Below are 10,818 nucleotides of genomic sequence, written 5' to 3'. Positions count from 1 at the left end.
CGGCCCTTCGGGTTGGCTGAAACCTGCTACCCACTGCGTCGGGCGGCTTGAGAGATGGACCCGCATCGCTCTGCGCCGTCCTTCTTGTGGAGCAGCAGGTTTGAGCCAACAGAATGCGTCATATTAATCGTACGGTGCTCTTGCGCCGGCGCATCGCACAAAAAGCAGCTTCAATGCTTGAATTTGCGACGGTGTCAGGCACACTGGCGCGATGAGCAATGATTTGCAGTCCGAATAATGGCTGACGGCTCGGATTCGTCGGCGAAACGGGACGGAGGCGCCCGTTCAGCAACCATTGACCTGGCTGAACTCCGCCGCCGCAACACACCCGAACCGGTGACATTCCGGCGCCGGGAACTCGATCGCATCCTGCAGGTTTACAGCAGGATGGTCGCCGAAGGTCATTGGCGCGACTACGCCATCGACCACTTGCGCGACCGGGCGGTGTTTTCCGCCTTCCGCCGCGCCAGCGAAGTGCCGCTTTATCGCATTGAAAAAGACCCCTCCCGGGCCCGCAAGCAAGGCGCCTTCGCCATCATTTCGGCCGCCGGTCTGGTGCTCAAGCGCGGCCATGAGCTGGAAACCGTGCTGAAATATTTCGACAAGGCCCCGCGCCTGGTGCGGTAGCGCTACAAAAGCCAGCCGCCGCCATCCCTGTCAGCCCATGAACAGCGTGCCCGGATAGACTGCCGGATCCGGATCGGTGGCCTTGCCCTCCCCGAGCGGTCTTTGCATGAACACCGTATCGAGCCAGCGGCCATGCTTGTGGCCGGACCCGGTGATCATCCCGCAGCTGGTAAAGCCTGCCTTCTGGTGCACGGCGATGGAGGCCGGGTGGGCGCCGCCGATCACCGCCACCATCTGACGAAAGCCCAGCCTCTCGCACCGCGCAATCAAGGCTTCGAGCAATGCCCGTCCAACGCCTTTGCCGCGAGTCTCCGGCGCGAGATAAATCGAATCCTCCACCAGCCAGCGATAGGCCGGCCGGGTGCGGAACGCCGAGGCATAGGCGTAGCCCAGCACCGCGCCCTCATCTGAGACGGCAATCAGATAGGGATAGCCATTGCCGGTAATCGCCGTCATCCGCCGCCCCATCTCGGCCGCGTCGGGCGTTGTCAGTTCATAGCTCGCCACGCCGTTTTGCACGCTGTCGGCATAGATCGGAGTGATTTCGGGCAGGTCGGCTGGCGTTGCGTCGCGGATGATCATCGGCGCTGGATCCACATCATGAGGGTTCGGCAAATGGTGTAGCGCCCTGAACAACCCCGGCCAACAAAAAAGGCGGCCCGAAGACCGCCTTTTTCAAACTCTGCTCCGTTGCGACTATTCGCGGTTGCCCAGGAAGTGCAGCAGGAACATGAAGAGGTTGATGAAGTCGAGATACAGACGCAGCGCGCCCATGATGGCCTTGCGGCCAGCCGTATCGTGACTGTCGCTCTCGTAATACATCTCCTTGATCTGCTGCGTGTCATAGGCGGTGAGGCCGGCGAAGATCAGCACGCCGATCGCCGAAATGGCGAACTGCAGCGCGCTCGACTGCAGGAAGATGTTGACCACCATTGCGATGATCAGACCAAACAGACCCATCATCAGGAACGAGCCCATCGCCGACAGGTCCTTCTTGGTGGTGTAGCCATAAAGCGACAATGCACCGAACGAGGCGGCGGTCACGAAGAAGGTCTGCGTGATCGATGCGCCGGTGTAGACCAGGAAGATCGACGACAGCGACACGCCCATCAGCGCTGCAAACACCCAGAAGGTGGTCTGCGCGGCGGAGACGCTCATTTTCTCGATGCGGGCGCTCAGGAAGAACACCATCCCGAGCGGTGCCAGCATGACAACCCACTTGAGCGGGGAGCCGTAGAGCGCCGCGCCGAGGCCGGTCAGCATCTTGCCATTGCCCAGTGTCGCCACAGCCGCAGCGGGGTCATTGGTGGTTGCAAACAGTGCGATTGCATAGGCAGCGACACCGGTGATGCCCAGTCCCATTGCCATCAGGTTGTAAACGCGCAGCATGTAGGCGCGAAGGCCTGCATCAATGTCGGCGCCAGCGTGGACGCCCGGTGCTACGCGGACATTCGAATTGCGAAAGTCAGCCATGTTTTCCTCTTTATAAGCCCCGGTGTTGTTTACGGTGTCGGGCTCAAAGACCCAGGCGCCGCTGCGGGGCTCCAGCATGCCTGCGCCTAATATGAGGATTAACTGTGGCCGCGACAAGACCCCCAGTCATCCCGGATGACAGGAAACCTCCGCAATTGCTTAATAATCCGGCTTTTCCGGCCTAAAGCTCGCGCAAAACCGGTGCGGCCTTTTGACCGAGAACCCGCCATGTGCCCATCAGGCCGATGCCTACGGTGACAACCAGCGCGCCGGCAAGCGTCGCCAGCGCGATGTCGGGCATGAATCTGGACGGCAACGTCATGATTCGTGTGACCACGAACCAGGATGCCACCCCGCCGAAAGCCAGCGCGAACAGCGCCGTGGCAAGCCCGAGCAGGCCATATTCATAGACATAGGCGCGAATCAGCGTCGCCCGCGTAGCGCCGAGCGTTTTGAGCACCACCGCGTCATGGATGCGCGAACGGTTGCCCGCGGCCAGCGCCCCGGCCAGCACCAGCACCGAGGCAATCAGCGCCACCACGGCTGCGGCGCGAATGGCGATGCCGATCTGGCCGACCAGCCGGTCGGCGAGTTCGAGCGCATCCTTGACGCGCACGCTGGTGATCGTCGGATAGGTTTGCGTGACCGCGCGCAGGATGTCGCCCTCCAGCGCAGCACTGGCGCCCGGATCGGTCAGTGTCGCCATCCACGAATGCGGCGCACCGGCGAAGGTGTTAGGCGAGAACACCATGACGAAATTGATCGACAGCGATTCCCATTCCACTTCACGCAGATTGGCGATCCTGGCCGTGATCGGCCGACCGAGCACCGACACCGTGATGGTGTCGCCCACACCAAGCCCGATTTCACGGGCTTCCTCGGCGGAGAACGACACCAGCGGTTCGCCCTGGTAATCCGGCGCCCACCACTGGCCTTCCGCCAGTCTCGAATTCTCCGGCAGGTTCTTCGCATAGGTGATGCCGCGGTCGCCCCTGAGCACCCAGCTTGCCGCGGCAGGCACATTGGCTTTACTGACCGGTTCACCCTTGAGCCCGGTGATGCGTCCCCGCAGCATCGGCACCTTGATGATCTTGCCGTCAGGCGCCAGGCCCGAAACGATGCGGTCAAACCCCTCGATTTCGCTGGACTGAATATCGACGAAAAAGAAGTTCGGCGCCCGGTCGGGCAGATTGCCCGACAGTTCGCGGCGCAAATTGGTATCGATCAGCGCCAGCGTCACCAGAAGCGCCAGCCCCAGCCCCAGTGACAACACCACCGACGGGGTCAGCGCGCCGGGGCGGTGAATATTGCCAATGGCGAGCCTGAGCGGCGTCGAGCGGACGGCGGGCCAGCGCCTGGCGACGGCCTGCACGGCGTGACCGACCAGCCTGAGCACCGCGAACGCCACGATGACGGCGGCGACAAACACGCCGGCAATGCGGCGGTCGTCGGAAAACCAGATCGCAGCGGCGCACAGCACCGCCAGCGTCAGGCTCGCCGTCAGCAGATAGGGCCAGCGCGGCAACCCGCTCGCCTCGAACCCCTGCTGGCGGAAAAGCGCCGTTGCCGGCACTTCACCGGCGCGGCCAAGCGGCAGCACCGCGAAGGCGAAGGCTGTCAGCAACCCAAAGCCCGCGGCAATTGCCAGCGACACCGGGTAGAACGACGCGGTGACCGCGACGGGAATGACGCCAGCCAGCGCCCCCGCGGCCAGGAACGGCGCCAGCGCGCCCAGACCCAGACCCAGCACCACGCCGAAGGCGGCGATCAGCATCACCTGGATGAGATAGATCGCCACCACCAGTCTTGACGACGCTCCAACGCATTTGAGCGTGGCAATGACACCGCGCTTGCCCTCAAGCCAGGCGCGCACCGAATTGGCGATGCCGACGCCGCCTACAATCAGCGCCGTCAGCCCGACCAGCGTGAGAAACTGGGAGAATCGTTCAATATTGCGGGTCAGCGCCGGGGCGGCATTGCGGCTAGTGCGAACAGACCAGCCGGCATCGGGAAACCGCTCGACGGATTGCGCCTGCAAGGCCGCCAGATCGCGGGCTCCGCCGGTGCCGTCAAGCCGCACCCGGTAGCTGTATTCGATCAGGCTGCCGGGCCGGATCAGGCCTGCCCGATCCAGCGCTTGACGCGACAGCATCAACCGCGGCGCGAAGCCGAAACCTTCCGACAGCGCATCGGGTTCGGTGGCAATGACGCCGCGAATGCGCAACTCCGCCTGTCCGACAAGCAGCGTATCACCAACCTCGAGACCGAGACGGTCGAGCAGGATCTGCGCGACCGCAGCGCCATATACTCCGTCTTTCTCGGCAAACGCCTCCGATATCGGCATCGCCGGCACGGTCTGGAAACCGCCATAGAGCGGATAGGCGTCATCGACGGCGCGCAGTTCGACAAGCGACTGGTCCGAGCCGTCGGGCTTGCGCGCCATGGTGCGCATGTTGGCGCCGGCCGAAACAGTGCCGAGCCCTTCAATATAGGCGCGTTCGGCATCGCCTATGTCACGATTGTCGATTTCGAACCGGATATCGCCGCCCAGAATGGTCTTGCCTTCCGACGCGATCGATCCGGTCATCATCTGCGAGACCGAGTTGACCCCCGCAATCGCGCCGGTGCCGAGCGCCACGCAGGCCAAAAAGATGTAGAATCCGGAAAGCCCGCCGCGCAACTCGCGAAACGCCAACCGCGCCGCCAGCCCGATCTGCAGGCCGTTCCCCCGATGCGACGCCATCAGGCGACCACCTGGCTCGCGGCGGCAACGCCGTGCTCATCGACAATCCGGCCCGATCTGACCGCGATCTGCCGGTCGCACCGCTCGGCCAGCGTCACATCATGGGTGACCAGCAACAGCGTAGCGCCGCGCTCGGCCTGCTTGGCAAACAGCAGATCGGCAATCTGCCTGCCGGTTTCGCCGTCAAGATTGCCTGTCGGCTCATCCGCCACGATCAGCACCGGGTCTGGCGCCAGCGCCCGGGCAATCGCCACCCGCTGCTGTTCGCCGCCCGACAGTTGCCCCGGATAATGCGTCAGCCGGTCGCCAAGACCGACGGCGATCAGTTCCTCGCGCGCCCGCTCGAAGGCATTGGCCTTGCCGGCAAGCTCCAGCGGTACGGCAACATTTTCAAGCGCCGTCATGTTGGGAATGAGGTGAAACGACTGAAACACGATGCCGATCGAGCGCCCGCGCACGGCGGCGACGGCATCCTCGCTTAACGCGTGCAAGGCCTGCCCTGCGACATCAACCTCGCCCGAATCAAGTCGTTCAAGCCCGGCAACCACCATTAAAAGCGTGGACTTGCCCGATCCCGAGGGTCCGACGATGCCCACCGACTCGCCAGCCGCGATATCGATATCGATGCCCTTGAGCACATGCACCGACGAGGCGCCGTTGCCCAGTGTCAGATTGGCCTGCCGCAATGTGACAATGGGTTTGGCAATGGATTGAGACACGGGCGGGATATCCTATATGGAGGAGAAGAGGCGATCGGGCATGAACTGTCTGATCTCGACCACTTAGGAGCCCACCCTTGCGTTTTAAAGGTTTACCCCATGCGTTTTAAGGTCTTGATCGCCGCATTGTGTCTCACATTCGGCTTGACCGCCACCGCCGTACAGACATCGGCTGCTGACGAAATCAAGATCGTCGGTTTCGGCGACAGCCTGATGGCGGCCTATAACCTTCAGGCGGACGAAGGCTTTCCGGCACGGCTCGAAGCCGCGTTGCGGGCGCGCGGACACGACGTCTCGATCATCGATTCCGGCGTGTCCGGCGAAACCACGTCGGGCGGACTGGCGCGGATTGACTGGTCAGTACCCGAGGGCACCGATGCCGTGCTTCTCGAACTCGGAGCCAATGATGCGCTGCGCGGCCTGCCGCCCGAGAAGACCCGCGAGAATCTCGAGGCCATGATCGTGCGGCTCAAGCAGCGCGGCATCGCCGTATTGCTGGCCGGCATGCTGGCCCCGCCCAATCTCGGCGCTGACTACGAAACCTCCTTCAACGCCATCTATTCCGAGCTCGCGGCAAAATATGACCTCCTGCTTTATCCTTTTTTTCTCGACGGCGTCACCGGCGACCCGAGCCTGCAATTGAATGACGGAATGCACCCGAATGCCAAGGGAATCAACAAGATGGTGGAGAACATCCTGCCTGTTGCGGAGCAGTTCATCGCTCTGATCAAGGCCCGGTAGCCAGGCCGGTCGTAGCAGATACGCGATCTGCGTGCTTGCTCTGGGGCGCGTGTCGTGATTCGTTCAGGTCATCCGACGATTCGGGGGAAACAGCGATGCCAAGGCTTTTTACCGCTCTCGAAATCCCGCGGGATGCGGCCATGTCGCTCTCCCTGTTGCGTGGTGGCCTACCCGGCGCACGCTGGATTGATGTCGAGAATTATCACATCACCTTGCGATTTATCGGAGATATCGACGGGCCCACCGCCGATGAACTGATCAGCGCCTTCGACCGCATCGACCGCCCGTCGTTTTCGCTGTCGCTGTCGGGCATGGGCTCGTTCGGGTCCAAGAAGCCGCATTCGATCTGGGCAGGGGTCTCACAGTCCAACGAACTCAAGGCGCTGCAGGCCGAAATCGAACGGATCTGTCAGCGCCTCGGTCTCGGACCCGATCCGCGCCGGTTTTCGCCGCATGTATCGCTGGCGCGGCTGCGCAACGCGCGGCTTGGAGACGTGGTGGAATATCTGGGCGCGCGCGGCAATTTCCGCACCGCGCCCTTCGATGTCGGACGTTTCGTGGTGATGTCGTCGCGCGATTCGGTCGGCGGCGGGCCTTACCTGGTCGAGGAGGCCTATCCGCTCGGCTGGCGCAATTCCCTGCCGAGCCGCACTACCAGCGCAGTGCAGCCCTCGCGCAGCAGTTGATAGACATCCTCGAACCCGTCGGCACCGCCGTAATAGGGATCGGGAATGTCGGCCCGGTGATTGAGGCTATGGTCCAGAAACAGCACGATGCCGGCCTGCTTGGCCAACGGCGCCCGTGCCCGCAGCGTCGCCTCGTTTGACCGGTCCATCGCGACAATCAGATCAAAGCGGTCGAAATCCTCAAGCGTCACCTGCCGCGCCCGCTGTGCCGAAATATCGATCCCGTGGCTTTGCGCCGTCTCGACCGAGCGGGGATCGGGCGCATCGCCCTGATGCCAGTTTCCGGTACCCGCCGAATCAACCGTGACAAGCCCGGAAAGCCCCGCACCGGCAAGACTGTGACGGAAAATTCCCTCGGCCAAGGGCGACCGGCAGATATTGCCCATGCAGACAAACAGCAGGGAAAGTTGCGTCCTGTCCGCACCATCGGCTACCTTCAGATCGATCATACACCTGCCCTGTTGGCTCCGGAGAACACCATGAAACGTCAAAGACTTGATAGCACGGCCGTTGCCGAAAAGCTCGCCGCGGTTTCCTCCTGGGAGATCGACGCCGGTGAAACCGCGTTGACCAAACAGTTCCGGTTCGCCGATTTCAGCGAAGCTTTCGGGTTCATGGCGCGCGCCGCGCTGGTCGCCGAAAAGCTCGATCATCACCCCGAATGGAAAAATGTCTACCGCACTGTCGACGTCCGTCTGACCACCCATGACGCCGGCGGACTGACCGGGCTGGACTTCGATCTTGCAACGGCCATGGACCGCATCGCCGTAAAGGCGAAGCACTGAGAAGGGCCGCACTCATTGAAGCCGGTGGCGCCAGGAACCATATATAGACAAGCAACGACAACCGGAGGGCACCGCATGCGCACTCTCGAAGGCGAAATTCTCGAGCCGGAGCTCGAATCCGGCGGCACGCGCCAAGGCGCGGATGAAAGCTCGGTCCAGGCCGGGTTCTGGCGGACTTTCCGCAAGGCCGCAGGGCAGATCCCGTTCGCCGAGGATCTGGTGGCCGCTTATTATTGCGCACTTGATCCGCAGACGCCGGGCAAGGCAAAAGCCGTGCTGCTTGGCGCGCTGGCCTATTTCATCATGCCGGTGGACGCCATTCCCGATATTCTGGCCTTTGTCGGATTTTCCGATGATATCGCGGTGCTGACGCTGGCGATTGCCACGGTGCGCTCGAACATGACCGAAGCGCACCGGATCGCGGCGCGCCGGTCGCTGGCCAATTTCGCGGCTGACAAGGATCCGGCTCCCGAAGGCAACCCGGAAAGCAACAAGGCTTCGGCATAACCCCTATCATCGACGTTCTAATGCAGCGTCATCTCGCCGTCATCGGCTTCCAGACTGCGCCGCATCCGCGAAAACGCCAGCCGGATGCGCGATTTGACCGTGCCCAGCGGCAAGCCGGTGTCTTCGGCGATCTGGCTGTGCGATTTGCCCAGGAAAAATGCCTGCCGCACCAGCATTGCCTGCTCCTCAGGCAGGTCGAGCATGGCCTTGCGGACCCGCTCGTCGCGTTCCTCGGCTTCGATCATGTCATCCGCGGCTTCGGGCCGGGAGGGTTGCAACGCCGGATCCTCCGGATCAAGCAGGCCGCTCTTGTCGCGTCTCAGCGCATCGATGCGGCGATTGCGCGCAACCCGGAACAGCCAGGTCGCCAGCGAGGATTTGGCGGGATCGAACAGCGCCGCCTTGTGCCACAGGACGATCATCACGTCCTGCACCATCTCCTCGGCCTGGGAAGGCGACATGCCGAGCCGCTGCAGATAGGATTTAAGCCGCGGCGCGAAATAATCGAAAAGTTCGGCAAAGGCCGCCTGGTCCCGCCTGACAGAGACCGCCTCGGCGAGACCGGCAAACCGCTCTTTCAAGTCATTCGACATTAACTGCGCAGAACCCCGCATGCACGATGCGACCCGTCGCCACCTCGCCGCTTTCATGTCAACACCTACACAGGATTTATCAAAGGTCAAACTGTTGCCGGATTCGCATTGTTACAAACGGTGAGCAAGGGACACATCAAGCCACACCGCTGACCAGATTGCTGACCTGTTAAGGGAATCATTGACGGTTTGGTAACCAGGATTAAGTCAAAATGAACCAATCACCTCGTAACGAGCGGGAACCGTCACGGCCATTCGGCTGTGGCACAGGACCAAGAACCGGTAGGGAAGCCATGTTTGGGAAGATAATCGCAACCGCAGTGACGGCGCTTTTCGCATTGACCGCCGCCGCGGCGGCGCAATCGCCCACCAGGATCCAGCAGTTTGATTCCTGGGGCGCGTATTCATATGATTCAAATGGCAGCAAGGTCTGCTACGTACTGTCGATACCGATCAGTTCAGCACCGACGAATGTCGATCACGGCGACATCTTTTTTCTGGTGTCGCAGCGTCCGGGTCAGAACGTCAGCTATGAGCCGCATGCAATGATGGGCTATCCTTTGCAGGAATCCTCGAAGGTAACCGTCAATGTGGATGGGCGTGACTTCACCTTCTTCACCCGCGGCAGTTCGGCATGGGTGGAAAACGCCGCCCAGGAGCCACAACTGGTGGCGGCGATGAAGGCGGGCTCGTCGATGACGGTCAAGGCGGTTTCGCGCCGCGGCACCGACACGTCCTACAGCTACTCGCTCAAGGGCATCACCGCTGCACTGAACCAGATCGCCAGCTGCAAATAGCATTTCCGGTTCGCACCGGAGTTGAAAAGGCCGGGAGACCGGCCTTTTTTGCGTTTGTGCCGGACGATCCGCAAGTCCGCAGGGATTGCGGCCTTGTCCCGCACAATACTTCGAGTATGGTGAGGTATGGCAGGCAAGGACACCCTCACCCCCGAAGACTGGATCAAGGCGGCGTTCCGGTTACTCACCAGCGCCGGCCCGAAGGCCATCCGCGTCGATTATCTCTGCCGCGAGCTTGGCGTCACCAAGGGCTCGTTTTATTGGCATTTCACCGATCTGGCGGCACTCAGGGCGGCGATGGTCGAGCATTGGCGGCATATGGCGACACGTGATGTCATCACCTCGATGACCTCTGCCGACCTGTCGCCGCGCGAACTGTTCATCCGGCTTTTCGAAACTGTACTCGCCATGCCTGAACGTGATTATGGCGGGCCGATGACCGAGGCGGCGATTCGCCATTGGGCTGCCGGCGACGACGCGGTCCAGAAGGTGGTGCGCGACGCCGATGCCGAGCGGCTGGCGTTCCTGACCCTGCAGATGCGCGGCGCGGGTCTGGCCGGCCCTGAAGCCCGCTCGCGCGCCTCGCTGCTGCTGGCAACGCTCATCGGCCTTGAGCAACTGGCCGGCGAACCGGCACTGCCGCGCATCGATATTTCCGGATTTGTTGACGCCATGCTGACACCGGCGCCGTCAGCAGAGTGACAGGACCGGTCAGAAACAGATGATCGGCCGGCTCACATCTGTTCCGCTGTTTCCGGCACAGTTTGGTCCCACCGGTGCTGATCCGGCCACAACCCCCTGAGCGTGGCGCCCTGCCCGGCAAAGCGCTCGTCCAGCAGGTCGCAGCCATAGATCCGGTCGGTCCTGAAATGCCTGAATGCACTGCGAAGCTCGCACCAGCATGCCAGCATGACGCATTCGAGGTGGTAGACCAAAGCCAGCGGCCGCACCGTCCTGACCGTCCGGCATCCCTGTTCGTCATGATAGGTGAGCCGCAATTTTTGCTCGCCGCGGATTGCATCGCGCAAGGTTGAAACCGACACGCAGCCCTTGGCCGGATCGTCCAGAGGAGCGCCCCACGGCGCCACCAGCAGCCAGTCGGCCGGTCCGTGCAGCGCCTCGACTTTCTCGTGTATCCGGTGCGCCG

The 10,818-nt window shown here is 62.4% G+C and carries 14 protein-coding genes; 7 read left to right on the top strand and 7 right to left on the bottom strand.

Annotation, left to right across the window (positions count from 1 at the left end; all coding sequences use genetic code 11):
* Positions 1 to 237: 237 nt before the first annotated feature.
* Positions 238 to 627, top strand: coding sequence for a DUF2794 domain-containing protein (locus ABJN75_RS18565; RefSeq protein WP_348441079.1), 390 nt, complete (start codon positions 238 to 240; stop codon positions 625 to 627).
* 30 nt (positions 628 to 657) lie between these two features.
* On the opposite strand, the gene ABJN75_RS18560 is transcribed toward ABJN75_RS18565, so the two are convergent.
* The 4 genes from ABJN75_RS18560 to ABJN75_RS18545 form a co-directional block, all read right to left on the bottom strand.
* The gene (locus ABJN75_RS18560) at positions 658 to 1,209 is read right to left on the bottom strand and encodes an N-acetyltransferase family protein (protein WP_348441078.1); all 552 of its coding nucleotides are present in this window, start codon (positions 1,207 to 1,209) and stop codon (positions 658 to 660) included.
* Positions 1,210 to 1,323: 114 nt separating this feature from the next.
* On the bottom strand, positions 1,324 to 2,100 hold the full coding sequence (locus tag ABJN75_RS18555; RefSeq protein WP_348441077.1) for a Bax inhibitor-1/YccA family protein: 777 nt from the start codon (positions 2,098 to 2,100) through the stop codon (positions 1,324 to 1,326).
* Between the two features lie 181 nt (positions 2,101 to 2,281).
* The gene (locus tag ABJN75_RS18550) at positions 2,282 to 4,843 is read right to left on the bottom strand and encodes an ABC transporter permease (protein WP_348441076.1); all 2,562 of its coding nucleotides are present in this window, start codon (positions 4,841 to 4,843) and stop codon (positions 2,282 to 2,284) included.
* On the bottom strand, positions 4,843 to 5,550 hold the full coding sequence (locus tag ABJN75_RS18545; RefSeq protein ID WP_348441080.1) for an ABC transporter ATP-binding protein: 708 nt from the start codon (positions 5,548 to 5,550) through the stop codon (positions 4,843 to 4,845). The genes ABJN75_RS18550 and ABJN75_RS18545 overlap by 1 nt, the downstream gene beginning before the upstream one ends.
* Positions 5,551 to 5,661: 111 nt before the next feature.
* On the opposite strand from ABJN75_RS18545, the gene ABJN75_RS18540 reads away from it, so the two are divergent.
* Both ABJN75_RS18540 and thpR read left to right on the top strand, forming a co-directional pair.
* Complete coding sequence (locus tag ABJN75_RS18540; RefSeq protein ID WP_348441075.1) at positions 5,662 to 6,303, top strand: arylesterase; 642 nt, start codon at positions 5,662 to 5,664, stop codon at positions 6,301 to 6,303.
* Positions 6,304 to 6,398: 95 nt separating this feature from the next.
* Entirely contained in the window at positions 6,399 to 6,989 is a 591-nt protein-coding gene (gene thpR, locus ABJN75_RS18535; protein ID WP_348441074.1) for an RNA 2',3'-cyclic phosphodiesterase, read from the top strand.
* Here thpR and ABJN75_RS18530 read toward each other — a convergent pair.
* Positions 6,917 to 7,438, bottom strand: coding sequence for a low molecular weight protein-tyrosine-phosphatase (locus ABJN75_RS18530; protein WP_348441073.1), 522 nt, complete (start codon positions 7,436 to 7,438; stop codon positions 6,917 to 6,919). The two genes, thpR and ABJN75_RS18530, sit on opposite strands and share 73 nt — an antisense overlap.
* A gap of 30 nt (positions 7,439 to 7,468) precedes the next feature.
* On the opposite strand from ABJN75_RS18530, the gene ABJN75_RS18525 reads away from it, so the two are divergent.
* The gene (locus ABJN75_RS18525; protein ID WP_348441072.1) at positions 7,469 to 7,774 is read left to right on the top strand and encodes a 4a-hydroxytetrahydrobiopterin dehydratase; all 306 of its coding nucleotides are present in this window, start codon (positions 7,469 to 7,471) and stop codon (positions 7,772 to 7,774) included.
* Positions 7,775 to 7,849: 75 nt separating this feature from the next.
* Positions 7,850 to 8,281 (top strand): YkvA family protein, encoded by a 432-nt coding sequence (locus ABJN75_RS18520; RefSeq protein ID WP_348441071.1) that lies wholly within the window; start codon positions 7,850 to 7,852, stop codon positions 8,279 to 8,281.
* Between the two features lie 17 nt (positions 8,282 to 8,298).
* Here ABJN75_RS18520 and ABJN75_RS18515 read toward each other — a convergent pair whose 3' ends face one another.
* The gene (locus ABJN75_RS18515; protein WP_348441070.1) at positions 8,299 to 8,874 is read right to left on the bottom strand and encodes a sigma-70 family RNA polymerase sigma factor; all 576 of its coding nucleotides are present in this window, start codon (positions 8,872 to 8,874) and stop codon (positions 8,299 to 8,301) included.
* A gap of 293 nt (positions 8,875 to 9,167) precedes the next feature.
* Here ABJN75_RS18515 and ABJN75_RS18510 point away from each other — a divergent pair, with 293 nt between their 5' ends.
* Entirely contained in the window at positions 9,168 to 9,671 is a 504-nt protein-coding gene (locus ABJN75_RS18510; protein WP_348441069.1) for an invasion associated locus B family protein, read from the top strand.
* A gap of 126 nt (positions 9,672 to 9,797) precedes the next feature.
* Positions 9,798 to 10,373 (top strand): TetR/AcrR family transcriptional regulator, encoded by a 576-nt coding sequence (locus ABJN75_RS18505; protein ID WP_348441068.1) that lies wholly within the window; start codon positions 9,798 to 9,800, stop codon positions 10,371 to 10,373.
* 32 nt (positions 10,374 to 10,405) lie between these two features.
* On the opposite strand, the gene ABJN75_RS18500 is transcribed toward ABJN75_RS18505, so the two are convergent.
* Positions 10,406 to 10,818: WYL domain-containing protein (locus tag ABJN75_RS18500; RefSeq protein WP_348441067.1), on the bottom strand; the 413-nt coding region annotated here is incomplete at its 5' end.

It is taken from the genome of Hoeflea sp., from assembly GCF_039975035.1.
GTDB lineage: Bacteria > Pseudomonadota > Alphaproteobacteria > Rhizobiales > Rhizobiaceae > Hoeflea.
This window is presented reverse-complemented; position numbering and strand designations above follow the sequence as displayed.